This window comes from Shuttleworthella sp. (assembly GCF_057251025.1).
In genome coordinates this window covers 40,528-66,383 of sequence record NZ_DBHIDN010000005.1, presented here as the reverse complement: position 1 = coordinate 66,383, position 25,856 = coordinate 40,528, and the positions used below count along the sequence as shown (strand labels likewise).

The window sequence follows — 25,856 nt, the reverse complement described above, 5'->3', positions numbered from 1 at the left end:
GATCTGATCGAATGGATCTGATCGAATGGATCTGATCGAATGGATCTGATCGAATGGATCTGATCGAATCGATTTGACCGAATGGATCTGACCGCATGAGGAAGGGCTGCGCGAGCGGGAGGCCCGGGGCAGGCCGTGCTTTGCTTACAGGACGACAGGTGAACATTCAGAATTTGAAGGAGGACTTTGTTATGGGAACCATTCATCCGGATGCGATTCCGAAAATCGTATTGAATAACGGGCAGGAAGTGCCCTGCATCGGCATGGGGACATTCGGCTCCGATCGCTTTAGCGCAGAGCAGGTGTCAGAGGCGGTCTACGGGGCACTCAAGGCCGGCTACCGCATGTTCGACTGCGCCGCCTGCTATGGCAACGAGGCTATGATCGGCGACGTATTCCAGCGGGCATTTCGCCGGGGAATCTGCAAGAGGGAAGATCTTGTGATCATGACCAAGGCCTGGAATGACATGCACGGTGACGGTGATATTCTGATTGCCATAGCCAAGAGCCTGAAGGACTTGAAGCTTGACTATGTCGATATGTATTTTCTTCACTGGCCGTTCCCGAACTACCATGCGCCGAACTGCGACGTGAACAGCCGAAATCCGGAGGCAAAGCCCTTCGCTGTGGAACGTTTCATGAAGACCTGGAGGCAGATGGAGCACCTGGTAGATATGGGATTGACCAAGGGCATCGGCATGTCAAGCATGACGGTCCCGAAGCTGGAGGCTACCCTCCCGCTCTGCCGCATCAAACCGGCCATGTGCGAGTTCGAGGAGCATCCCTGCTTTCAGCAGGAGGAGGTCTTCAACTACCTGCGGGGACACGGGATTCAACCGGTCGGTTTCATGCCGCTCGGCTCTCCCCAGAGACCGGAGCGCGATATAGAGCAGGGCGATATTGCCGATATGGAGACGCCTCTGATGCAGGAGATCGCGGCGGCTCATCACTGCCATCCGGCTCTGATCTGCCTGAAGTGGGCCGTGCAGAGGGGGGCGATCCCGATCCCCTTCTCCGTGTGCGAGGAGAAATATATCAGTAATCTGGCCTGCACCATTGACGATGACCCTCTGACAGAGGAGGAGATGGACCGGATCAAGACCTTAGAGGCCAATAACCGCCTGGTCAAGGGGCAGGTTTTCCTCTGGCCGGGAGCCAAGGACTGGCACGACCTCTGGGATGAGGATGGACGGATCGCCCGGTAGGACCGTGGGCCCTTGCGGGGCTGAGCCCGGAATCCGGACCCGGCGGCCTGCAATCCGGACATGGCGGGCCTGCATATGATTGCGATTCCACTGATCATTTGCTAAAGTAAGAGGCGATTTTAAGTGGGAAACAGGGGCAGTTTATGTTAGAAGTCATTCAGCGGGTCAACGAGGCCGTAAGCAACTTCATCTGGGGCGTGCCGGCTATGATCGCCATCATCGGGGTGGGGATCTTCCTGACCATCCGAACCCGCTTCATTCAGGTCCGCAAGTTCCCCGCAGCCATGCGAAATACCCTGGGCAAGCTCTTCGACAAGACAGAGGCCAGGGAGGGGACGATGTCCCCCTTCCAGGCAGTCTGCACCGCCCTGGCAGGAACCGTGGGAACCGGCAACATCGCCGGTGTGGCGGGCGCCCTCGCCCTGGGAGGGCCGGGAGCCATCTTCTGGATGTGGTGCTCCGCTTTCCTTGGCATGTGCACCAAGTTCGCCGAGGTGACCCTGGCCGTCCATTTTCGTGAGACCAACGCCGGGGGAGAGCATGTCGGCGGACCCATGTACTACATCAAGAACGGCCTGTCCAAGCGCTGGTACTGGCTGGCGGTGGCCTATGCCGCCTTCGGCGTCCTGACCGTCTTCGGCACCGGAAATGCGACCCAGGTCAACACGATTGTGACTTCGGTGAAGAGCTTTCTGAATAGCTTTGGACTTCTGCCCGGCGGAAACCATCCGATCTTCTCTCTGATCCTGGGGATTCTGATCGCCGGCCTGGTCGCCCTTGTCCTGCTCGGGGGCATCAAGCGGATCGGGTCCGTGACGGAGAAGCTGGTCCCCTTCATGGCCCTGCTCTATATCATTCTCGGCCTGGGGGTGGTCCTCTGCAACTGGACCAGGGTTCCCGGAGTGATGCGGATGATCTTCGCCGGGGCATTTACCCCGCAGGGGGTGACGGGAGGGCTGGTCGGCTCCGCCTTCCTCTCCCTTAAGAAGGGCGTATCCCGGGGGATCTTCTCCAATGAGGCCGGATTGGGGACGGGGTCCATCGCCCACTCCACGGCAGATACGGATGATGCGGTCGGCCAGGGCCTCTTCGGGATCTTTGAGGTCTTCATGGATACGATCGTCATCTGCACCCTGACGGCCCTCATTATCCTCTGCTCGGGCATTCCGGTGGATTACGGCCGGGCGGCGGGAGCGGAGCTCACGATCCTGGGCTTTACCGCGACCTATGGCCGCTGGGTCTCCGGCTTTACCATGCTGGCCCTCGTCTGCTTCGCCTTCTCCACCACGATCGGCTGGGGGCTCTACGGGTCCCGCTGCGTGGAGTTTCTCTTCGGCGGCAAGCTGGTCCGCCCCTTCCTCCTCCTCTATTCTCTGGTTGCCATTGTGGGCGCCACCATGGATCTGGGTCTGCTCTGGGATATTGCGGAGACCTTTAACGGACTGATGGCGATCCCCAATCTGATCGCCCTTCTCTTCCTGTCTCCCGTCCTTGTCCGCCTGATCAGGGACCGGCAGGGCCGAGAGAAGAGGGTCTGATCGGGGAAAGACCGGGAAGACGGCATTCTGACGGGACACACTCGGAGAGACCCCTCGGATCCGGAAGGAGACCGGGAAGAATCAGAAGGATGAAAACATGCCGAAATTTATCAGGGAATTTATAAGGAAGAACCCTCACCGGGCGGGAATCCTTCTGGTGATCGTCGATTCGCTCTTCTTCTCTCTCATGACCCTCTTTGTCCGGATGTCCGGTGACCTGCCCACCATGCAGAAGACCTTCTTCAGGAATGCCATTGCGGCGGTCATCGCCATCATCACCTTGCTTGGGACAGAGGACAAGCTTCGTATCAAGAAGGGCAGCCTGCCATCGCTTCTCCTCCGGTCGATCTGCGGAGGTCTTGGCATGATTGCAAATTTCTGGGCGATCGACCATCTGGCTCTGGCAGACGCCAACCTGCTCAATAAGCTGTCCCCCTTCTGGGCCATCATTGCGTCTGTCTTCATCCTGTCTGAGATTCCTGCCGGGAGAGAAATCCTCTATGTGGTTCTGGCCTTCATCGGAGCAAGCTTCGTTGTCAGGCCCACGGCGGGACTGGCCTCTCTGCCGGCCCTGATTGGTCTGCTCGGAGGGCTTGGGGCGGGATTTGCCTATACCTTCGTCCGTAAGCTGGGGATGCGGGGGGAGAGAGGGCCTCTGATCGTGGCCTTCTTCTCCACATTTACGAGTCTACTCTGTCTCCCCTTCATGATTTTCGACTTTCATCCCATGTCCGTCTTCCAGTGGGCCTGTCTCCTGGGAGCAGGTGTCTGCGCCGCCCTGGCTCAGTTTGCGGTCACCAATGCCTATCGGCTGGCCCCGGCCAGAGAGATCTCGGTCTTTGATTACTCACAGGTGGTCTTCGCCTCTCTCTGGGGAATCCTCTTCTTTGCGGAACTGCCCGATGCCTGGTCCATTGTGGGTTATGTGATTGTCATCGCCACGGCCGTGGCCAAATGGAGGTACACCATGCGCAGTCAGGAGAAGGAATGAAAAGTCTTTCCTTCCTGAAAATTCTGAAATATAATAGGATCCTTGGAACAAACCCGGGATGAGTTGATCTTTAGGGGTCCATGTTCTATGGGATGCGGGAGTGAAAGAAGTAAGGAGATGGTTATGTTGAAGAAGAACCGAAGCCAGGGGAGGAAGATTCCTGTGGCCTGGAAAGTGGCAGGGATTGTACTCCTTGCGCTGATTTTCCTGTTTGGAATCAATCGATGGAAGATGGAGGTCAAGAGCCCGCAGGACGGAGCCAGAGAAGTTGACTACCGGTCTCAGTGGGATGCCAAGGATGCACGGGCCTATGTGACAGGAAGCATTCTGAAATTCGTGAAGGCCCCGGCCAAGCTTCAAGTGATCGGATCTGTCGACACCGGCAAGCTGGGGGATTACACAGTTCGCTTCAAGGCCCATCTGGGCCCCTGGAAGCTGGATGAAGACAGGGTGATCTCAGTCAAGGACCTGTCTGCGCCCGAAATCACCCTGGAGACCAAGCCGGATTCCTATACTCTGCCGGGCAAGGCCTATGAGGAGGAGGGCTACTCCGCCTATGATGCCGTGGACGGAGATGTGACGGACAAGGTGCAGAAGAAGGAAGAGGCCGGAGTCGTGACCTATACCGTCACGGATCAGGCAGGAAATACGGCGACCAAGACCCGGCAAATCAATTATGACGACAGGGTCGCTCCGGTGATCAACCTGGTCGGGGGCGACAAGATCACCGTCGCTCTGAAGAGCAAGTACGAGGATAAGTACTCCGCCATGGACAATGTGGACGGAGACATCACGGATAAGGTCAAGGTCGAGGGATCGGTCGATACGGACAAGGAGGGGTCCTATACCCTGAATTACTCTGTGACCGACGCCCACAACAACACGACGACCTGTAGCCGGCAGGTGACCGTCAGCAAGGATGCGCCCAAGGATGTCGCGAGCGAGGGGACGGATACGCCGACCGAGGGCAAGATCATCTACCTGACCTTCGATGATGGTCCCGGCAAGTACACAGCGCAGCTCCTGGATATTCTGAAGAAATACAATATTAAGGTGACCTTCTTTACGACCAACCAGTTCCCCCACTATCAGGATATGCTCACGAGGGAGGCAAATGAGGGCCACACGGTAGCCATCCACTCCTATACGCATATCTACAGCCAGGTCTATGCCAGCACGGACAACTACTGGACGGACTACGACCAGATGAAGAATCTGATTCAGGAGAAGACCGGCAAGTCCATCAACCTCTTCCGCTTCCCCGGAGGATCCTCCAATGCGATCTCCAAGAAGTACACGGCGGGCATTATGACCCAGCTGGTGGAGCAGGCCAAGGAGAAGGGCTATACCTATTCTGACTGGAACGTGAGCTCGGGAGACGGAGGCGAGGTCCGGACCTCACAGGAGGTCTACGACAACTGCGTCAGAGGCGTCTCCAATAACCGGGTATCTGTGGTACTCTGCCACGACATCAAGGATTTCACGGTCAATGCCATGGACGGGTTCATCTCCTGGGCCCTGCAGAACGGCTACACCTTCCTGCCCATGACCGAGCACAGTTTCCCGGCCCATCACGGACATATCAACAACTAAAGAGCAGACGGAAAATACCGGAAAATACCACCCGAGAGCCTGGCTTGCGGGTGGTGTTTTTTGTTATACTTCCCCTAAAGGGTTGTCTTGTTATTTTGTATAAAAGGAGGAGAAAAATGAGCTTTAAGAATGTCACGGTGGCAGGTGGCGGTGTCCTGGGAAGTCAGATTGCCTTTCAGGCAGCATATACCGGCTTTCATGTGAAGATCTGGCTGCGCAGCCAGGCCTCGATCGGCCGCTGCCAGCCCAAGCTGGACCGCCTGTACAAGATCTATCTGGGGATCCTGGAGGAGATGAAGCACAATCCGGCGGCTTATGCCAGGGGCCTGTCCAAGAAGCAGGACCTGTCCGAGGAGGAGATCGAGGAATTAAAGAGACGGGTCGAGGAGGCCTATCGGGGCATTGAGCTTACGACCTCTTATGAGGAGGCCGCCAAGGATGCGGACCTGGTGATTGAGGCGATTGCCGAGAATATCGAGGAGAAGAAGGAATTCTACACGGAGCTCGCCAAGTACCTGCCCGAGCGGACCGTGATTGTGACCAATTCCTCCACCCTCCTTCCCAGTTCCTTTGCGGAATTTACCGGGCGCCCGGAGAAGTTCCTGGCCCTGCACTTCGCCAACAACATCTACAGGAGCAATACGGCAGAGGTCATGGGACATGCGGGCACCAAGCAGGAGTACTATGACCAGGTTGTGGACTTTGCGGATCAGATCAATATGATCCCCCTCAAGGTCTTAAAGGAGCAGCCGGGCTATATTCTAAACTCCATGCTGGTTCCCTTCCTGACCGCGGCGGAGAGCCTTCTGGCCAATGGGGTCGGAGACTATGAGACCATCGACCGGACCTGGAAGCTGGGAACAGGCTCCCCTTACGGCCCCTTCCAGATCCTGGACATTGTGGGTCTGACCACGGCCTATAACATTGTGATCTTAAATCCCGCCGCAAAGGATCCGTCCAGCACCCAGGCCAAGATTGCGGCCATTCTCAAGGAGAAGATCGACGCGGGCAAGACCGGTGTCAATGCCGGAGAGGGATTCTATCAATATCGATGAAGGCCCGCCCGGAGGAAGGCCGTGTGATGCCTGACTTGTACCAAGAGAAGAAATTGACCGTCGCCTACCGAGGCGGGGTCAAGGAGAGAGAAGCAGCGGACTTCTATGCCGATCTCTGGAAGCTTCCCCTGATTGAGATCACGGACCGGGAACCGATCCCCGCCGGTGCACTGATTTTAGAATTCTCAGAGGAGGGGGTCAGCCTGCTGGCGGAGGGAATGCGAAACCGGGGAGATTTTGAGCGGATGATGGACCGCGTTCGCCCGGGCCGGTGGGAGCATGAGCTGCTGGCCAAGGCAGCCCGGTTCAAGAGGAAGGAGCCGGACCGGATCGGAGGAGGACTCCCGGAGGCTCTGCGCGCCCTGGATGCCACGGCGGGGATGGGAGAGGACGCCCTGATTCTCGCGGCCGCCGGCTTCGAGGTCGATTTGGCGGAGCGGGATCCGGTGATCCACCTTCTCCTTGAGGATGCAATCGCAAGGGCCGGAGGAAATGCGAATATCTACCTGCGGGAGCTGGCCGCCCGCATGCGCCCGGTTGAGGGAGATTCCATCCGCCGGATGCGTGAGGCCATGCCGGGGGACTGGGACTTGATCTATCTGGACCCCATGTTCCCCGAGCGGAGGAAGTCGGGTCTGGTCAAGAAGAAGTTTCAGCTGATTCACCGGTTGGAGCGGCCGGCCACCGATGAAGAGGAGCTTCTTGCGGCTGCCCTGGCTGCAAGGCCCCGGAAGATTGTAATCAAGCGGCCCCGCAAGGGACCGGATCTGGCGGGGGAGAAGCCCTCCTACCGGATTTTGGGAAAGGCGATTCGATATGACGTGATTGTTCTGACCTAAGAGAAGGTGTATGATCGAAACCGAATGAACGGGTTGACACTGCGATGGCAGAGGGCGAAGATCCCGGAGGACGGAATCGCCTGCGCACACGCATGGAGGAGGAAGATTCATGGAATGGAAGAATTTTGATCAGCTGGAGAGTCTGAAGCTCTTGAGGGAGACGAAGCCCCTTGACTTAAAGGAGACCCTGGGCTCTCCCGCAGGTGCCGAGCGGGTCCGGACCTACCATGTCCCGATGGCGGCCGGCCTGGACTATAATTATGCGGCCAAGGCGGTGGATGAGAAGATCCTCCTCGCCCTCTGCCGGCTTGCCGGGGAGGCGCAGCTGATTGAGAAGTATCGGGCCCTCTATCAAGGAGAGATGATCAATACAGGTGAGAAGCGCCTGGTCCTCCACCAGCTGACCCGTGGGCAGCTGGGAGAGGATGTGGTGGTTGACGGGGTCAACAAGAGAGATTTCTACAAGAAGGAGCAGGCCCGGATTGCGGACTTTGCCGACCGTGTGCACCGGGGGCAGATTGTCAACGAGAAGGGGGAGAAGTTCACAAGCGTTGTGCAGATCGGAATCGGAGGGTCTGACCTGGGCCCCAGGGCCATGTATCTGGCGCTGGAGGGATGGGCCAAGGTCAATGACTGCTTCCGGATGGATGCTCACTTCATCTCCAATGTGGACCCGGATGATGCGACAGCGGTTCTCTCAGAGGTCGATGTGGCTCATGCCATTTTTATCCTCGTGTCAAAGTCGGGAACTACCTTAGAGACCCTGACCAACCAGGCATTTGTCATGGATGCTCTCAGGAGGGAAGGCTTGGATCCAGGCAAGCACATGATCGCGGTCACCTCCGAGACAAGCCCCCTGGCACACAGCGAGGATTTCTTGACGGCCTTCTATATGGATGATTTCATCGGCGGCAGATACTCCTCCTGCTCCGGTGTCGGAGGAGCAGTCCTCTCTCTGGCCTTCGGACCGGAGGTCTTCGATCGCTTCCTCAAGGGGGCTCATGCGGAGGATCTCCTGGCCAAGGAGACAGACCCCATGAAGAATCCGGATATGCTGGACGCCCTGATCGGGGTCTATGAGCGCAATATCTTAGGCTATCCAAGCACGGCGATTCTGCCCTATTCGCAGGCTCTGTCCAGGTTCCCGGCCCACTTGCAGCAGCTGGATATGGAGTCCAACGGCAAGTCAGTCAACCGCGACGGGCAGCCCGTAGACTACGTGACCGGACCCGTGATCTTCGGAGAGCCCGGAACCAATGGCCAGCACTCCTTCTATCAGCTCCTGCACCAGGGGACAGATATCATCCCCCTGCAGTTTGTCGGCTTTAAGAAGAGCCAGAGGGCCAATGATGTCACGATTGAGGGCTCCAGCAGTCAGCAGAAGCTGGGCGCCAATGTGGCGGCTCAGATCGTGGCCTTCGCCTGCGGCAAGGAAGATGAGAACCGCAACAAGGAATTTCATGGGGGCCGCCCCTCGTCCATTATTGTCGGAGAGGAACTGACGCCCGAGGCTCTGGGGGCACTTCTGGCCCACTTCGAGAACAAGGTCATGTTCCAGGGCTTCCTCTGGAACTTGAATTCCTTCGATCAGGAGGGGGTCCAGCTGGGGAAGACCCTGGCCAAGAGAGTCCTGTCTGGTCAGACGGAGGGAGCGCTCAGGGCTTACTCCGGCCTTCTCGGCCTGTGTGATTGAGACCCGGCGCAGGGAAGGCAGAGAGATATGCTCTATGAAATCAAAGAGGGGTCTGTCAGCCTGGGTGGCCGGTCCATTCTCTCGCGCTTTCACTTCTATATCCGGGGGCAGGAGAAGATGGGACTGGTCGGCAGAAACGGAGCCGGCAAGACGAGTCTCCTTCGCCTGATCGCCGGTCAGATTGATTTGGATTCCGATGAGAAGGTCCCGGACGCAGGGGTCTATCGCGCGCGGGACTTCTCGATCGGCTTCCTGCCCCAGGAAGTCTGCATCGATCCAATGACAAGCGCCTATCAGACTATGGTTTCATCCGACCGGGTTGAGGGGCCGGAAGCCCTCCGCCTCTTCACGGAGCTGGGCTTTGCCAAGGAGGAGGCGGCCAGGCCCCTGGCCTCCTTCTCCGGGGGCCAGCAGAAGAAGATTCTCCTGATCGCCACGCTTCTGACGAAGCCCGACCTGCTCCTTTTGGACGAGCCGACCAATCACCTGGACCTGGATGCCGTGGCCTGGCTGGAGGACAGGCTGATCGCCTATCCCGGCGCGATTCTCCTGGTGTCCCATGACCGCTATTTCCTGGACCGGGTGACCGGAGTCACCTGGGAACTTGAGGCGGGAAAGACCCGGGTCTATCCCGGCAATTACAGCGCCTACCGGCGTTGCAAGAGGGAACAGGCGGTCCGTCAGCTCAAGTCCTATCAGGCTCAGCAGGAGGAGATCGCAAGGCTTAAGGCCCTGATTGAGAGGTTCAAGCATAAGCCCAGGAAGGCGGCATTCGCCAGGTCCAGGAAGAAGATCTTGGACCGCATGGAAGAGGTGGAGAAGCCGCGGGAGGAGGAGATCTGCATGGATCCCGCCCCTACTCTTCCGGCCAGGCGGGGGGACAAGTGGGTCTATGTGGCCGAGGACTTGCAGATCGGCTATGAGAAAGCCCTGCACCTGGTCAATTTCAAGCTGCGCCGGGGGTCCAGGATCGGTCTCATAGGACCTAACGGGTCCGGCAAGTCCACCTTCTTGAAGACGCTGGCAGGGCAGATTCCGGCCTTGTCCGGCAGGGGGACATTGGGGGCTTCGATTGATCCGGCCTATTTCGATCAGTTCTCCGCAGAGATCCGGGGGGAGATGTCCCTGGGGGACTACTTCCGAACCGCCTGTCCGGACCTTAGCGACCGGCAGGTCCGGCAGATCCTGGCCTCCTACCTCTTCGTCGGAGCCGATCTTGCGAAGCCCGTAGACCGCCTCTCCGGAGGAGAGAGGGCCCGGCTGGTCCTGGCCACCCTTCTGACGGCAGGCCCCAATCTCCTCCTTCTGGATGAGCCGACCAATAACATGGATATACCTGCCATGGAGTCTCTGGAGCGAATCCTCCGTTCCTACGAGGGGACCCTTCTGGTCGCCTCTCATGACCGGTATTTCCTGCAGCAGGTGACGGACTCCCTCCTTGTCTTCAGGGAAGCAATCCAATACTATCCCTTCGACTATGATCACTACAGACAGCACCGGGACCTCTCGGACCGGGGGATGGATCCGGCCGCGATCCGCGCGGACAGGGAGCAGAAGATGATCGAGGACCTGAGAGCGGTTCCGAAGAAGGCATATCTGCCCCGTGCGGCCTCCTCCCACAGTGTGGAGAGGGACTGGGACTACGCCCGGGCCAGGGAGGCAATCCGTGCGGCAGAGGACCGGCTGTCTAAGCTTACAGAGGGCGAGGCCGGGTCCGATATGCGGGAGATCCCAAGTCTGGAGGATTATATGTCCGGGGCCTGGGAGGGGGAGGACGACGCAAAAGCGGTGGAAGATGCGGAAGAGGAATTGACCAAAGGGCTTACAGACTGGTATGATCTATGGTTACAGGACCATCCCGATGCGAAAGGGTGATTGGTCCCGGCATCTGCCCCCTGCGGAGCGGATGCGATCCGATATTTTGGAGATGTACCCAAGTGGCTGAAGGGTCCGGATTCGAAATCCGGTAGGTCGGCTCTGCCGGCGCGGGGGTTCAAATCCCTCCATCTCCGTTTTGAGATATTCGCGCAGGTCAGACAGTATCTGCCGAATATCTATGTTAGAATGAGAAGCAGGCATTCAAAAAGATCAAGAGGGAGGTATCAGATGAAGCTCGTAGCAACAGACAAGGCACCCGCGGCAGTCGGCCCCTATTCGCAGGCGTATGTAGCCAATGGATTCGTGTTCGCCTCCGGCCAGATCGGGATTGTTCCGGAGCTGGGCAAGGTCATCGAGGGGGGAATCACGGAGCAGACAGAGCAGGTCTGCAAGAATGTGGGACAGGTCCTGGCAGCTGCGGGGAGCAGCTATGACAAGGTCATCAAGACCACCTGTTTCCTGGCAGATATCGCTGATTTCGCTGCATTTAATGAAGTATACAGCAGGTATTTTACCTCTAAGCCGGCCAGAAGCTGTGTCGCAGTCAAGGACCTTCCCCTCGGTGTGATCTGTGAGATTGAGGTGATCGCGGAGGCCTGAGCCGGGTCCTCCCTTCGGCCGGTCGGGAGCATCGGTTCATTCCGGGCGGGCCCTGTGAGCCGGCATATATCACCCAAAAGAAGTAAGAGAGGGGCTGTGAAGTTGAGGAGAATTTCACAGCCCCTTTTCCAGTGAAGGAGTCAAATAATGAACAAGTCTCTCGTATCCACAAGAACCCTGGTTATGACCGCAGTCAGTATTGCCTTCTGCCTGCTTCTGCCCCTATTAGTCCGTTTTATTCCAAACGGCGGCGTCATGCTAAGCCCCATGCACATCCCGGTTCTGATCGCCGGACTGACCTTCGGCTGGCCCGCCGGTCTTATTACCGGAATCGTCGGGCCCCTGCTCTCGTCCGCAGTCACCGGCATGCCGCCGGCGCCCGTTCTGCCCGGAATGATGGTGGAACTGGCCATCTACGGCTTTGTGACCGGCTTCATGATCAACGGACACTTTAAGAATCAGCGAAACTACAGAAATCTCTATATCAGCATGATTACAGCTATGTTGGTCGGCCGTGTGGCCGCGGGCCTGGTTCATGGACTCCTCTTCTCAGCGGGCGCGGGCTACAGCCTGAAGATATGGGTGACTTCCTATTTCATCAAGACCCTTCCGGCAATCGTGATTCAGATCCTCATCATCCCAAGTATTGTCATTGCCCTGACCAGGGCCGGTCTGGCTGTGGGAGACGAGACTTGAGCGGAGATTTCGCGCAGCTTCTGAGCCGAATTGCAGAGGAGGCGGAGAAGAAGACCGGGGGGGCGCTTGTCGTCGCTATTGACGGGAGGGCGGCGGCCGGGAAATCAAGCCTGGCTGCCTCTTTGGGTACCCGCCTGGGCCTGGATCCCATTCACATGGATGATTTCTTCCTGCCGGAGGATCTTCGCACAGAGGACCGCCTGCGTGAGCCGGGGGGCAATGTCCACTATGAGCGTTTCGCGGCGGAAGTGCTTCCCCTCCTGCCCACGGAAGATGCCTTCTCCTACAGGCGTTTCGACTGCAGGAGGATGGACTACGGGCTTCCGATTTTCGTGAGGGCCGGACGGATCCGTCTGGTGGAGGGGGCATACAGCCTTCACCCCTATTACGGCGATTACGCTGATCTGAAGATCTTCTATGACATCGATCCGGTCCTGCAGGCAAAGAGGATCAGAAAAAGAAACGGCCCGGAGGGGCTGGAGCGCTTCAAGACGCGGTGGATTCCCATGGAGGAGAATTACCTTGCGAACTGCCGGACGCATCCGCATGCGGATCTGGTGCTCTACGCCCGGGATTGTCCCGCATGGACAGGGGAGTATCGGGATGAGATGCGGCTGGTTCCGTGATGAGCGAATGAGGCGCACAGGCTGACCGGGCGTGAAATGAGGGGAGAGATAGGCCTATGGAGAGCCGGGAAGTTGAAATTCTTGAGACCAAGGAGCGGGTGATTGCCGATAACGACGCTGTGGCGGCACAGGTTCGGAGGGATCTGGCGGCCAAGGGGGTCTTCCTCGTGAACCTGATGGCTTCTCCGGGAGCGGGCAAGACCAGCCTTCTCCTGCGGACCATTGAGGCCTTGAAGGATCGCTACCGGATCGGCGTCATGGAGGCGGATGTGGACTCGGATGTAGACGCCAGGGCCGTGGCCGGGACCGGGGTCCGGGTAATCCAACTCCACACCGGCGGCTCCTGCCACATGGACGCGGATATGACAAGACGGGGGCTTGCCGGGCTTGCTGTTTCAGACCTGGACCTGGTATTTCTGGAGAACATCGGCAACCTGGTCTGTCCCGCCGAATTTGACGTGGGAGCCGGGGCCGAGGTCATGATCCTGTCGGTGCCGGAGGGGGATGATAAGCCCCTTAAGTATCCCCTTATGTTCTCAGTCAGCGACTGCCTTCTGATCAACAAGATGGATGTCAGACCTGCCTTTGATTTCGACCTCACAAGCTGCTGTGTGCGGGTGACGGACTTGAATCCCGAGATCTCCATCTATCCGCTCTCCGCCAAGACAGGAGAGGGATTCGAGGACTGGATTCACTGGCTGACCGAGCGGGTGGAAGACTTCCGGAGTAAGCGGGGGGAGGAAGAGGACAGATGAGAACCATTGAGCTGCACAAGTCCGTGACGGAGTCCAATGACCGGGATGCCCGTCTTCTCAGGGAGGAGATGCGGGCCTCCGGCCGTCTTCTGATCAATCTCATGTCCTCTCCCGGGGCCGGCAAGACCAGCCTCCTGTCCCGGACCTTACTGGACATGAAGGATATCCGAATCGGCGTCCTGGAGGCGGATATCGCCTCAGATATTGATGCCCGGCGCATTGAGGCGCTGGGAGCCGGAAGTATTCAGGCCCACACGGACGGCATGTGCCATATGGATGCCGGCATGACGAGAAAGAGCTTGGAGGCCCTTGACAGGGAGGGGGGAGAGGAGGACCTGATCTTCCTCGAGAATGTTGGGAACCTGATCTGCCCGGCCGAATTTGACACGGGTGCCGGCCTTAATGTCATGATTCTCTCGGTGCCGGAGGGGGATGACAAGCCCCTCAAGTACCCTCTTATGTTCTCCAAGGTGCAGGCTCTTGTCATTACGAAGATGGATACCCTGTCCTACTTTGATTTCGATATGGACGCCTGTGCCGACCGGGTCAGGAAGCTGAATCCCAAGGTCCGCATCTTTCCCGTCTCCGCCAAGACCGGGGAGGGGATGAAGGCCTGGGAGGACTGGCTCTATGACCGGGTTAGGGCCTGGAGAAGCGCATCAGAGGACCTGACCGGATTCGGGAGGTGAAGCATGAAGGCACGTGAAGAGTATGAGCGCTGGCTTGACAAACTGCCCGGCAGTGACCCTCTGCGCCGGGAACTGGAGCAGATCCGGGGCCGGGAAGAGGCGATTGAGGACCGCTTCTATCAGACCATCTCTTTCGGAACGGCCGGCCTGCGGGGGATCTGCGGAGCCGGAACCAATCGGATGAATGTTCTCACGGTGGGCCGGGCGACCCGGGGTATTGCGGACTACATCCTGTCCTATGACCGCCGACATCCGGAGGAAGAGCTATGCCGGCGGGGGCTTGTGATCGCCTACGACTGCCGCTATCACTCCGGGGAGTTTGCCGACCTGGCTGCTCAGATCCTCGCCTCAAACGGGATACGGGTCTACATTTTTCCCTCCCTTCGCCCCACGCCGGAGTTATCTTTTGCGATCCGCAGGCTGGCCTGCGCGGCCGGAATTAACCTGACGGCCAGCCATAACCCCAAGGAATACAACGGCTATAAGGTCTACTGGATGGATGGGGCGCAGATCTCAGGGGAGATCTCCGAGGGAATGGAGCGGATGATCGAGAGCCACGACTTCTTTGAGGACTTCCGGAAACCGGCGGATGCGGGGAGAGAACCGCAGGAAGTCGTCATCTTAGATGACAGGATCGACCGGGAGTACCTGGCCTATGTGACTTCCCTCTATTGTAAGAATCAGGATGCGCTGAAGCTGGACCTGCCCATGGTCTACACCCCTCTCAACGGGGCCGGCCGGATTCCGGTTGAGATCCTGGCGAGAGAGCGGGGCTATACGAATTTCCACCTGGTGGCGGAGCAGGCGGATCCGGACCCGGAGTTTACCACGGTGGGCTATCCCAATCCGGAGGATCCCAAGGCCTTCTTCTATGCGGAGAAACTGGGGAAGGAACTGGGGGCGGCCGTCCTGATCGCGACGGATCCCGACGCAGACCGGATGGCCATAGAGATTCCGGACGGTCAGGGCGGGTATCGCTTCCTGAACGGGAACCAGACCGGAGCGCTTCTGATCCACTATCTGGCTTCTTGCAGATTGACGCAGGAGGGGACGAGGGGGGAGGCCGGAGCCAAGCGGCCTTACGCCATGATCAAGTCCATTGTCACCTCCGACTTCGGGGCCGCCATCTGCCGGGCCTACGGAATCCGGGTCTACGAGTCACTGACCGGATTTAAGAATATCTGTGGGCGGATCCCGGAGCTTGAGAGGAAGGGGATCTCCTACTTCTTCGGCTATGAGGAGAGCATCGGCTGTGCTCCCGGTGATCTGGTCCGGGACAAGGACGGGGTAGCAGCGGCCATGCTGCTAGCGGAGATGGCGGCCTACTACGCCGATCAAGGCAGGAGCTTGGGGCAGGTGCTGGAGAACCTCTATCAGACTTACGGCTACTTCACAGACCATCCGGTCTCCATAGTCTTAAAGGGGCAGGAGGGCGCCGCCAGGATCAGGCGGATGATGGCGTATTTTCGCGAGAGGCGGTTTGAGGGCTTCGGCAGTCTGACCTTGGCCCAAGTCATAGATTACCGGGAGGGATATGGAGATATTCCACCTGCCGATGTCTTAAAATATGTCATGGAGGACGGGTCCTGGTTCGCTCTCAGGCCCTCCGGGACAGAGCCTAAGCTCAAGTTCTATTTCTACACAAGAGATGCAAGCCGGGCGATTGCCGGGGCCAAGGTCTGTGACCTGTCCCGGGCGGTCCTGGACCTGGCGGAGTCGGTCAAGTAATTCATGCAAACAAGGAGGATAAGTGTATGCTCAGCGATTATGACAACGCCAGGCAGATCGGGAAACACCGTGTCAAGGAGGCCATGGCTACAGGCCAATATCCCTATCTGACGGCCCTGGAGGACTTGGTGCCGGGCGCTCTGCAGGGAGGGGTGCGCAACCTGGGACTGGTCGAGATCCCCATCCGGAAGGTGGTTGGAACCATGACCAAGGGACGGCAGAATTCCTTCGCCTCCAACTTCATGCCCATTTTAAATGCGGATACGGAGTTCGCGGATAAATGGTCTACCCTCTATGACTCGCAGAAGGAAGAGGGGATTCGAGAGCCGATCCTGGTCTATGAGTACATGCGGCGCTTCTATGTCCAGGAGGGCAATAAGAGGGTCTCTGTCAGCATCTATGCCGGGGTCAAGGATATCCTGGCCAATGTGACCCGTATTATGCCGGTCGGGAAGCCCAGGGATGAGGAGGAGGCCGCAGAGTGGCGCCTCTACCGGGAGTTCATGGAATTCTATGAAGTCTGTCCCCTCTACTGCATCGAATTCTCTCATGAGGGGAGTTACGCTAAGCTGGCAGAGGCCTGCGGGCAGGACTTAGAGCACGGCTGGCCTGAGGAGGCTGTCAAGAGCCTAAAGAGCGCCTACTATATGTTTGAGCGCATTTTCAAGGAGCGGGGCGGCGACGAGCTCGACATGACCGCAGCGGATGCCATGCTGATCTATCTGTCGATCTACCCCATAGAGACTCTGGCAAGTGAGGGGAAAGCATACCTGGAGACACAGATCGATCGGATCTGGAATGAGATCAGTCTGGCTGGGGGTCAGGGCGATGTATCCCTGGTTGAGACCGCGAAGACAGAAGAGGAGGAGAAGGGAAGCAGGAAGATCCTCTCCTTCCTCCAGAGGGGAGATGCCTATACGGCCAAGAAACCTCTCAAGGTGGCCTTCCTCTACGAGAAGCCCAAGGAGGAATCTTCCTGGTCCTACGCTCATGAACTGGGTAGGCTCTCCCTGGAGTCCAGCTTCGAGGGGGCGGTCATGACCATGGCCTTCGATGACTGCAAGGATGAGCAGAAGATGGAAGACGCAATCGCCGAGGCGGTCGCGGAGGGCTGTCAGATGGTCTTTACAAGTTCCCTCGCCATGATGCCTGTCACCCAGCGGTCGGCCATATACTACCCGGATGTTCGGTTTCTGAACTGCTCGGTCAACCTGATTTCAAGCAAGGTCACGACCTACTACATCAGGTCCTATGACGCTAAGTTCATTATGGGAGCGCTGGCCGCCATGATCAGCGATAACCACAAGGTCGGTTATCGGGCCAACTACCCTATCTTCGGAGCGGTGGCAGATATCAACGCCTTCGCGATCGGGGCGGCTATGATCGATCCCAAGATCAAGGTCTACCTGGACTGGCTCGGATCCAAGAACTATGAATGGGAGGAGACGGTGGAGAGGGAGAATATCCGGGTGGTCTCGGACCTTGAGATGATTCGGCCCAAGCAGGCCTCCAGGGAGTACGGCCTCTATCGCAGGGATGAGGAGGGGATGATCCACAATCTCTGCGCGACCCTCAACAACTGGGGCAAATTCTATGAGAGGCTCTTGAGCCCGATCGTCAAGGGGGCAGAACCGCTCAAGGAGCGGCCGGACAACCGGTCCCTCAATTTCTACTGGGGAATGTCGACAGGAGTGGTGGAGATGATTTTCTCCAAGCACATCCCCTTCTATGCCAGGAAGACGGCCGGCCGCCTGGTTGATGCCATCATGTCAGGGCAGATCAATCCCTTTGACGGGGAGATCCACTCCCAGGAGGGGATGATCAAGGGGCCGAAGGCCCCGCGTTTCTCCAGTCGGGAGATCATCCGTATGGACTGGCTCAATGACAATGTGATCGGAAGCATTCCCAGTCTGGAGGAGCTGACGGATGAGGCCAGGGAGCTTGTTGCCGTCAGCGGCATTGACACGGTGACGGAAAAGAGGACGCGCGATGAAGATTATGGCCATTGCCGATGAGGAGAAGAGAGCCTTCTGGGATTACTTCGACAAGAGCCGATTTGCCGATGTAGATCTGATCATCTCCTGCGGAGATCTGAAGGCCTCCTATCTGGATTTTCTGGTGAGCATGACCAATAAACCCCTGCTCTATGTACACGGCAACCACGATCAGGATTACAGGAGAAAACCGCCTCAGGGCTGTATCTGCATTGAAGACAGGGTCTATGATTTTCACGGCCTGCGGATTCTGGGTCTGGGGGGATCCTATCGATATAACCGGGGAATCTATCAGTATTCGGAGGAGGAGATGAGCCGGAGAGTGCGAAGGATCAATAATTCGATCGCGCTGCGAGGTGGAATTGACATGCTGGTGACCCATGCCCCGGCCAAGGGATACGGGGATATGAAGGACCTGCCCCACTGGGGCTTTGCGTGCTTTAATCAGCTGATTCGCAAGTGGAAGCCCAAGTATATGCTCCACGGCCATGTCCATCTGAGTTATGGGGGAGACCGCTTCCACGTGCACGAGGTCGGGACCAGAATCATTAACGCCTATGAGTGTTATGAGCTGGAAGTGGGGGATGAGGATCACCCGCCGGAGGGCAAGACGGGGTCTGCCCTCTACGATCTCTATGTCTCTATGAGCCGGAAGAGAAACAAGTGATATCGCGGGATTAAAAATTGTCAGATCAGCGCTGTTCTTTGCGTCTGGCAGTGTTATACTCATTTTGATATATACATTTGATCTCATGACGCTGCCATGCCCGAAAAAGGGGCGCGTGATGAATCGTGGGGACGGGATGTTGAGAAATCGGCATCTGCTGACAGGAAAGGAGAGTGAGCTCATGAGCGATGACGGTCATGTCCGAAGTTGCAATGCAGACATAGCAGCGGGCAGCATACGAGACTGGCGCCGAATGCGAAAGCAGACACACTCTCCTCTGGAGCACTGAAGGGAGTTTTCTTCTCGCGTATTCCGGCCGCTCTTGCCCGAGAAAGGAGCCTGGAATGGAGAAGAAGCAGTTGGATCTCACACAGGAGGAGCTGGTTCGCGCCCAGCTGGAAGAAGAGTCTTCCGCCAGGGAAGAGAAGGTCTTCCCGGAGGATATGGAGCCTCAGAATCGCCCGGAGAATACGTCTGAGCCTGGCGAGGACGAGGATATCGAGAAACCCAATTACAAGGAAGAAATTGCCGCAATCATCCGCGGGAATATTTCTCCCAAGGTGATGGAAGAGCGGATCATGGACTACCACAGCTCGGATATCGCGGATTCCCTCGATATGATGAATGAGACCGAGCGAAAGCGTCTTTACCGGATCCTGGATATTGAGGATCTGTCGGATATCTTCGAGTATGTGGATGAGGACCGGGCCGCCAAATATCTGATGGAGATGGATATCCGAAAGCAGATATCCATGATCTCCAATATGGATACCGACAAGGCGGTTGATCTTCTGCGTCTGCTCTCTCAGGAGAGGCGGGAGATTCTGGTCGGCCTTATGGATAAGGATTTGCGCCGGGAAATGGCCATGGTCGCCTCCTTCAGCGAGGAGCAGATCGGAAGTCGCATGACCACCAACTTCATCGAGATCAAGAGGAATCTCGATGTGCGCGGGGCCATGAGAAGCCTGATTGAGCAGGCGGCGGAGAATGACAATATCTCCACAATCTATGTGGTGGATGAGAATGATGTCTTCTATGGAGCCATCAACTTAAAGGACCTGATCATCGCCCGGCAGACAGACCGGCTGGAAGATTTGATTATTACCTCTTACCCCTATGTCTACGCCAAGGAGTCCATCGACAACTGTATTGAGTGGATCAAAGACTACTCCGAGGACTCCATTCCGGCCCTGGATGAAGAGAATCGTGTCCTTGGGGTCATCACCTCTCAGGATCTGGTCAAGGTGATCGATGAGGAGTTAGGAGAAGACTACGCCAAGCTGGCCGGTTTGACAGCAGAGGAGGATCTGTCAGAGACAGTGCCCACATCCATCAAAAAGCGCATGCCCTGGCTGATTATCCTGCTCTTCCTGGGACTGTTGGTATCTACGGTTGTAGGCATGTTTGAGAAGGTTGTGGCGGAAGTCACCGTTGCCATGCTCTTTCAGTCACTGATCCTGGACATGGCCGGAAACGTCGGAACCCAGTCTCTGGCGGTGACCATCCGTGTGCTTATGGACGAGAATCTGACCCTGGGTCAGAAGATGCGCCTGATCTGGAAGGAGTTCCGGGTCGGCTCGGGCAATGGAATTCTTCTGGCCTCCTTTTCGATTCCGGCCATCGGTCTCTATCTCCACTTCGCCAAGGCGGAGCCATGGCTCTATGCCTTTGCCATCTCCGGCTGCGTCGGTGCGGCCCTTCTGATTGCCATGGCGATTTCCAGCCTGGTGGGAACGATTATTCCCATTGTCTTCAAGAAGGCCCATATCGACCCGGCGGCAGCCTCCGGTCCCCTGATCACCACGGTCAACGACCTGGTTGCCGTTGTGACTTACTACAGTCTGGCCTGGGTCTTCCTGATTCAGATGCTGCACTACTAGGGATATAAGATAAAAGGTCAGGCCATGTCTCTGTTTTTAGTGTTCCAGCCGCGCAAGAGAGCATGCAAACCGACCTCGAACTGTGAGGAAAAATCCCAGCTGCCGGTCATCACCTGACCGACCAGACCCTCAAGGGCCTGTCTGTCTGCAAGAGACATCGAGGGCAGGGACTATGTGCTGAAGGCCGGCGATCAGTTTAAGTTCGATAAGGGCGGCAAGCACTTGCTCTCCACCGGCGACAGTCGCTTTGTCATGGCCCTGGTTATTGAAAAGGAGTAAGCGAGCTCTTTGCAGTGTGATGTAAGTGCCGCAAGTATGATTTCGGCACTGTAAGAACAGATTGTGAAGGTAATTCACTCTGTTGGGAAATTTATAGGTTTGCGATGAGAGGCTGTGCCAGGGCATGGTCTCTTTTTGTGTGGCACTCCCGGTGACATGCGACTTTTGAAAGCTGCCGTAAGAGACGTGTACAAGGAAATAGGATATGGCATAATTAATGTATCCGGTTATCTGTCGGTTATAACTGGAATGGGGACTTCACGGGATGGATCCGAGTCAGGTTGGCGGGTAAGTCTTTTCGTGACATAACAAGGAGAAAATGATGGAAGAATTTTACAATATTTATGGGGCGCTCAGGGAGCGTGTGGCAAAGAAGGAGACCCTTGTCGGAGACGGAACATATCCGGCGGCGATCCTGGAAGAGGAGCCGGCACAGAATTGGCTTGCGCATGTCAAGAAGGGTAGCGTCCTTGGCTACTGTTCTTTTGAATTTACAGACCAGGATCTGCTTTATCTGGAACTGTCAGGTAAGTACGCAGGAGATATTCTGGTTACAGCGGATGAAAGCGGGAAGAAGGTTTTGGGAGAGATTGATCTTGAGGTCAGGAACTCGGACTGGCAGAATTATCTGATCCCGATTGCGGTTCAGCCGGGGAAGTCAGCTCTTTATCTTCACTTTCATGGGGATGGTGAACTTAAGTTTAAAAGTTTTGGATTCTTCTCTATGTAATTTCGCTGCACACGGCAGGATTTTTAGAGCGATATACACGACGGGAAAGGCTGCGAGTTGAAAGGCAACGGTTATCTCACAGGTATTTCACGCTGAAAGATAAGCTTTCTGTGCGGACAGATCAGAAGCCTTGACTCCTGCGAAGAATTCGATGCTCTTTGCGGGCCAGAGCGGCCTGATAGCGAGCCCGTTCGGCCTCGGTCTTAATTTCAAGCCCGTAGGGGATGGGAACAGGTTTTCCCTTCTCGTCAATAGAGACATAGGTGAGGAAGGCCCGGTTGATCATGTGGCGGAAGCCCTGCTGGTCCTCAACATAGGAGTCCACTTCGACTTCCATGGAGGACCTGCCCACATAGGTTAATCTGGCGACGAGAACGACCAGGTCATTGAGATAGGCCCCTCTCTTGAATTCCAGATGGTCGATGGAGGCGGTTGTGATGATCCGCCCGGAGTGGCGCTGGGCTACTGTGGCAGAGGTTTCATCAATCCAGGAGAGGAGCTGGCCGCCATAGAGCCTGCCGGTGCCGTTGATATTTTCATGGCGCAGGACGTGCATGTTCTCCACCTGGGAGTAGGCCACGCTGCGCAGGGGTCTTGTCTCTTGCATGAATTGCCTCCTTGTTTATGACAATGGAATACTTGCAAAGTAGGTATTCCATCGCTTGACAGGGATATTATACCGCAAATGTAAAATGGCGGAAGATTTGTAAGAGGAGGACCTAGTCCGTTTACGGGCAGACTCGGAATTGCTGGCGCAATCTTTCATTATTCGGCTGTCGCCGGATAACTTACAACAATAAAAAACATCGCTTTCTCGAGCAAGCTCGGTCGATAGACAGCTTTTATCCACGGGTAGACTCAAGATTGCTTCGCAATCTTTCATTATCCGGCTGTCGCCGGATAACTTACAACAATAAAAAAACACCGCCTCCCGAGCAAGCTCGGGAGGCGGTGTTTTTTTATTGTTGTGTCTACCCTGCTCGTAGCTGCGCTTACATCTTTACGATGCCGAAGGCATTCAGGATAGAGGACACCAGAATAATGAGGATGAAGAGGGGGGCAGCGTACTTGATTACGAAATTGTAGAGCTTCCTTCTCTTGAACTTGCCGGAGACCATGACCTCCTCGGCGATCCGGTCCACGCCGATTTTGTAGACGACCAGGATGCAGATAGCGAAGGCGGCGATGGGCATCATGATGGAGTTGGACAGGAAGTCGAAGAAGTCCAGGAAGTCCATGCCGATGATCTTGATGCTGCCGAGAACACCGAAGCCCAGAGAGGAGAGGGAGCCGAGGACCAGCATGATGATCGAGACGAGGAGGGTCGACTTGCGCCTGCTCCAGCCAAGCTCATCCTGGAAGGTGGAGGCGGCCGACTCTGCCAGGGCAATGGAAGAGGTGATGGCAGCCAGAAGGACCAGGAGGAAGAAGACAATACCGCCGAACTGGCCCAGGCCCATGGAATCAAAGACCTTGGGGATCATGATAAACATAAGGGAGGGACCCGCCTTGAGGTTTGCCGCGGCATCTGCGCCGGAGAAGGCGAAGACCGCCGGAATAATCATAAGACCGGCCAGAATAGCGATGGCTGTGTCAAAAATCTCAACATTGGAGGTAGAGCCCTCGATGGAGACTTCTTTCTTCATGTAGGAGCCGAAGGTAATCAGGATTCCCATGGCGATGGAGAGCGAGTAGAACATCTGCCCCATGGCAGTCACAATGGTCATCCAGGAGAAGTGGGAGAAGTCCGGAATCAGGAAATACTTGACCCCCTCCATGGCTCCCGGCCGGGTGACGGAGTAGATGGATACAACAACGGCCAGCAGGACCAGAAGAGGCATCATGAGGCGGGATACGCGCTCAATCCCATTCTCTACCCCGGCGAAGATGATTCCCACTGTGACCAGGGAGAAGAGAACGAACCAGAATTCTGTAGAGACTGAGTTAGAGATAAAGGCGGAGAAAAAGTTATCGTCCGCGACGCGGTGTACCCCGCCTGTGATGTACTCCCAGAGGTATTTGAAGACCCAGCCCCCGATGACAGAGTAATAGGGGACAATGATCATGGGGATGATGGCGTTGAGCCAGCCGCCGAAGCGGAAGAAGCCCTCTCCCTTGCCCTTTCCCAGAATCTTGAAGGCACCGACCGGGGACTTCTGAGTCATGCGGCCGATGGCTGACTCGGAGACAATCATTGCGTATCCGAAGGTGGCCACCAGGATCAGATAAATCAGGAGGAAGATCCCTCCCCCGTACTTGGCCGCCAAATAGGGAAATCGCCAGATATTTCCAAGGCCGACGGCGGATCCGGCGGCAGCCAGAACAAATCCCAGTTTTCCGGAAAAATTGGAGCGCTGTTCTTCCATTCTCATAACCTCTTCTCTCGTTACTTACTGTTCTTGCGGCAGGGCCTCAGCGGATCAGTTAAAGGCTACTGAGCCAAGTCCCCATTAGCAATTAGCACATATCATAGCACTTTGCCGATGCAAAGGAAAGGCGGGGGTAGACCGAAGCCACCGCCGTCCGAAGAGGCAGGTATCTGCGAGGATCAGGGATCAAAAAGAGAGCCGGTCGGAAAATTCTCCTCCTCCTCTCCTTGAAGATGATGGGAGATCCCGGCCGGCTCTTATGATTGATGCCCGCGTGTATGGGGAATCCAAAAGAATCGGAGCACCGACAAGTAGGTCCGAGAGACTTACTTCATCAGGGGTTTGATGGCGGACGCAAGAAGTTCCTTCTTAGCCTGGGCTTCCGCCAGATCCTTTCCCTTGGTCGTGAAGTAGTTCTTGATCTTGGGCTCTGTGCCTGAGGGACGGATGACAACAGTGGAGCCGTCTTCCAATTCATAGATGAGCACATTGGCCCTGGGCAAGCCGGTCTGATCGCTCTTCTCATAGTCGCGGACAGCGGTCACAGCGATGCCGGCAAAGTCCTTGGGAGGATTGGCACGGAAAGAGGTCATGATTCCCGCCATAGTATCCATACCGGACAGGCCGGGGAACTCATAGGAATCCACCAGGTTCAGGTAGCGGCCGTAGGTCGCATAGATCTCTTCCAGACGTTCCTTGATGGAGGATCCGATGCTGCGATAGTAAGCGGCCATCTCGCAGATGAGCATGGAGGCGATGACGGCGTCCTTGTCGCGGACATAGGGGCCGGCCAGATAGCCGTAGCTCTCCTCAAAACCGAAGATGAAGCGGTCGACCTGTCCCTTGGCCTCAAGACCGGCAATCTGATCTCCGATCCACTTGAAGCCGGTCAGGACATTGCGCATCTCAACGCCATAGTGGGAGGCGATGGCATCTGCCAGGGGACTGGAGACAATGGACTTGACAGCGACCGGATTCTCGGGCATGGTTCCCTTCTCTATACGGCCGGCGCAGATATAATCGAGCAGGAGAGCGCCCATCTCATTGCCGCTGACCAGTTCATAGGAGCCGTCGGGACAGCGCATGGCAATGCCAACGCGGTCGGCGTCCGGATCCGTAGCAAGCATCAGGTCTGCCTGTTCCTTCTCAGCGAGGGCAAGGCCGTAGGCGAGCGCCTCGCGGATCTCGGGATTGGGATAGGGAGCCGTGGTGAAATAGCCGTTGGGATACTGCTGTTCGGGGACAACCGTGATGTCCTCAATCCCGATGTCGGACAAGACCCGGGTCACAGGAACCAGGCCGGTTCCGTTTAAGGGAGAGTAGACGAGCTTTAGACCGTTCGACTTGCAGAGACCCGGGCGGACCTGCCGATCCTCAATCGCCTCATAGAAGGCCTTCTTGCAGGAATCATCGACAAAGCGAATCTTGCCGGAGGCAACTCCGGCCGCGAAGGAATCACAGCGAATCCCGGTCAGGATATCGGTCTTTTGGATCTCTTCATAGACAATCGCGGCGGCGTCGTCGGTCATCTGACAGCCGTCCGGCCCGTATGCCTTATAGCCGTTGTACTTGGCGGGATTGTGCGAGGCCGTGATCATAATTCCGGCGTTGCAGCCATAGTAACGGGTCGCGAAGGACAAGGCCGGCACAGGCATGAGGGCGTCGTAGATAAAGACCTTGATGTCATTGGCTGCCAGAACGGAAGCGGCCCGCCTGGCGAAGACATCGGACTTGATCCGGCTGTCGTAGGAGATGGCCACGGACTGGTTGCCAGCCTGGGTCTTCACCCAGTTGGCCAGTCCCTGGGTCGCCTGCCCGACAACCTGGATGTTCATGCGGTTGGTGCCTGCGCCGATCACCCCGCGCAGACCGGCTGTTCCGAATTTCAATGAGACGGCAAAGCGATCTTTGATTTCATCCTCTTTGCCTTGAATGGACAGAAGCTCTCTCCTGAGATCAAGATCTTCCAAGTCCGCAGTGAGCCAACGCTGATATTCTTCCTGATACATATAGACCTTCTTTCTGTCCGTGCCAGACCGCACTGAAAACTA

General features: G+C 56.7%; 21 protein-coding genes and 1 tRNA gene. 19 read left to right on the top strand and 3 right to left on the bottom strand.

The window, feature by feature from the left end; translation table 11 throughout:
- The first annotated feature begins 191 nt into the window (after positions 1 to 191).
- The 19 genes from ACO5R6_RS02455 (at position 192) to ACO5R6_RS02365 (ending at position 21,436) form a co-directional block, all read left to right on the top strand.
- A complete protein-coding gene (locus tag ACO5R6_RS02455) occupies positions 192 to 1,205 on the top strand; it encodes an aldo/keto reductase (RefSeq protein WP_485625616.1) in 1,014 nt (337 codons plus the stop codon).
- Positions 1,206 to 1,348: 143 nt separating this feature from the next.
- Positions 1,349 to 2,743: an alanine/glycine:cation symporter family protein gene (locus ACO5R6_RS02450; RefSeq protein ID WP_485625602.1), complete on the top strand. Its 1,395-nt coding sequence runs from the start codon at positions 1,349 to 1,351 to the stop codon at positions 2,741 to 2,743.
- 97 nt (positions 2,744 to 2,840) lie between these two features.
- The gene (locus ACO5R6_RS02445) at positions 2,841 to 3,734 is read left to right on the top strand and encodes a DMT family transporter (RefSeq protein WP_485625601.1); all 894 of its coding nucleotides are present in this window, start codon (positions 2,841 to 2,843) and stop codon (positions 3,732 to 3,734) included.
- A gap of 123 nt (positions 3,735 to 3,857) precedes the next feature.
- Complete coding sequence (locus ACO5R6_RS02440; protein ID WP_485625600.1) at positions 3,858 to 5,327, top strand: immunoglobulin-like domain-containing protein; 1,470 nt, start codon at positions 3,858 to 3,860, stop codon at positions 5,325 to 5,327.
- A gap of 116 nt (positions 5,328 to 5,443) precedes the next feature.
- Positions 5,444 to 6,382, top strand: coding sequence for a 3-hydroxyacyl-CoA dehydrogenase (locus ACO5R6_RS02435; RefSeq protein ID WP_485625599.1), 939 nt, complete (start codon positions 5,444 to 5,446; stop codon positions 6,380 to 6,382).
- Positions 6,383 to 6,408: 26 nt separating this feature from the next.
- On the top strand, positions 6,409 to 7,221 hold the full coding sequence (locus ACO5R6_RS02430; protein ID WP_485625598.1) for a class I SAM-dependent methyltransferase: 813 nt from the start codon (positions 6,409 to 6,411) through the stop codon (positions 7,219 to 7,221).
- Between the two features lie 109 nt (positions 7,222 to 7,330).
- Complete coding sequence (locus ACO5R6_RS02425; RefSeq protein ID WP_485625597.1) at positions 7,331 to 8,914, top strand: glucose-6-phosphate isomerase; 1,584 nt, start codon at positions 7,331 to 7,333, stop codon at positions 8,912 to 8,914.
- A gap of 27 nt (positions 8,915 to 8,941) precedes the next feature.
- Positions 8,942 to 10,789, top strand: coding sequence for a ribosomal protection-like ABC-F family protein (abc-f, locus tag ACO5R6_RS02420; RefSeq protein WP_485625596.1), 1,848 nt, complete (start codon positions 8,942 to 8,944; stop codon positions 10,787 to 10,789).
- A gap of 48 nt (positions 10,790 to 10,837) precedes the next feature.
- A tRNA-Ser gene (locus ACO5R6_RS02415) sits at positions 10,838 to 10,926 on the top strand.
- Between the two features lie 94 nt (positions 10,927 to 11,020).
- Positions 11,021 to 11,392, top strand: coding sequence for a RidA family protein (locus ACO5R6_RS02410; protein WP_485625595.1), 372 nt, complete (start codon positions 11,021 to 11,023; stop codon positions 11,390 to 11,392).
- Between the two features lie 147 nt (positions 11,393 to 11,539).
- Complete coding sequence (locus ACO5R6_RS02405; protein ID WP_485625594.1) at positions 11,540 to 12,088, top strand: ECF transporter S component; 549 nt, start codon at positions 11,540 to 11,542, stop codon at positions 12,086 to 12,088.
- On the top strand, positions 12,085 to 12,714 hold the full coding sequence (locus ACO5R6_RS02400) for a uridine kinase family protein (RefSeq protein WP_485625593.1): 630 nt from the start codon (positions 12,085 to 12,087) through the stop codon (positions 12,712 to 12,714). Before ACO5R6_RS02405 ends, ACO5R6_RS02400 begins: the two co-directional genes overlap by 4 nt.
- A 56-nt stretch (positions 12,715 to 12,770) precedes the next feature.
- Positions 12,771 to 13,469, top strand: coding sequence for a hydrogenase nickel incorporation protein HypB (gene hypB / locus ACO5R6_RS02395; RefSeq protein WP_485625592.1), 699 nt, complete (start codon positions 12,771 to 12,773; stop codon positions 13,467 to 13,469).
- Positions 13,466 to 14,158, top strand: a complete 693-nt coding sequence (gene hypB, locus ACO5R6_RS02390) for a hydrogenase nickel incorporation protein HypB (RefSeq protein WP_485625590.1) — start codon at positions 13,466 to 13,468, stop codon at positions 14,156 to 14,158. Before hypB (ACO5R6_RS02395) ends, hypB (ACO5R6_RS02390) begins: the two co-directional genes overlap by 4 nt.
- 3 nt (positions 14,159 to 14,161) lie before the next feature.
- Positions 14,162 to 15,886: a phospho-sugar mutase gene (locus ACO5R6_RS02385; protein WP_485625589.1), complete on the top strand. Its 1,725-nt coding sequence runs from the start codon at positions 14,162 to 14,164 to the stop codon at positions 15,884 to 15,886.
- Between the two features lie 26 nt (positions 15,887 to 15,912).
- Complete coding sequence (locus ACO5R6_RS02380; RefSeq protein ID WP_485625588.1) at positions 15,913 to 17,901, top strand: BMP family ABC transporter substrate-binding protein; 1,989 nt, start codon at positions 15,913 to 15,915, stop codon at positions 17,899 to 17,901.
- The gene (locus ACO5R6_RS02375) at positions 17,876 to 18,547 is read left to right on the top strand and encodes a metallophosphoesterase family protein (protein WP_485625587.1); all 672 of its coding nucleotides are present in this window, start codon (positions 17,876 to 17,878) and stop codon (positions 18,545 to 18,547) included. Before ACO5R6_RS02380 ends, ACO5R6_RS02375 begins: the two co-directional genes overlap by 26 nt.
- 344 nt (positions 18,548 to 18,891) lie before the next feature.
- Positions 18,892 to 20,427, top strand: coding sequence for a magnesium transporter (mgtE, locus tag ACO5R6_RS02370; protein ID WP_485625586.1), 1,536 nt, complete (start codon positions 18,892 to 18,894; stop codon positions 20,425 to 20,427).
- A 601-nt stretch (positions 20,428 to 21,028) separates the two neighbouring features.
- On the top strand, positions 21,029 to 21,436 hold the full coding sequence (locus tag ACO5R6_RS02365) for a hypothetical protein (protein WP_485625585.1): 408 nt from the start codon (positions 21,029 to 21,031) through the stop codon (positions 21,434 to 21,436).
- Between the two features lie 121 nt (positions 21,437 to 21,557).
- Here the strand turns inward: ACO5R6_RS02365 and ACO5R6_RS02360 are convergent, their stop codons facing one another.
- From ACO5R6_RS02360 to ACO5R6_RS02350, 3 genes are all read right to left on the bottom strand, one after another.
- Positions 21,558 to 22,043: an acyl-CoA thioesterase gene (locus ACO5R6_RS02360; RefSeq protein ID WP_485625583.1), complete on the bottom strand. Its 486-nt coding sequence runs from the start codon at positions 22,041 to 22,043 to the stop codon at positions 21,558 to 21,560.
- Between the two features lie 385 nt (positions 22,044 to 22,428).
- Positions 22,429 to 23,808: a sodium-dependent transporter gene (locus tag ACO5R6_RS02355; RefSeq protein ID WP_485625581.1), complete on the bottom strand. Its 1,380-nt coding sequence runs from the start codon at positions 23,806 to 23,808 to the stop codon at positions 22,429 to 22,431.
- Positions 23,809 to 24,131: 323 nt separating this feature from the next.
- On the bottom strand, positions 24,132 to 25,814 hold the full coding sequence (locus ACO5R6_RS02350) for a phospho-sugar mutase (RefSeq protein ID WP_485625579.1): 1,683 nt from the start codon (positions 25,812 to 25,814) through the stop codon (positions 24,132 to 24,134).
- Positions 25,815 to 25,856: the final 42 nt, after the last annotated feature.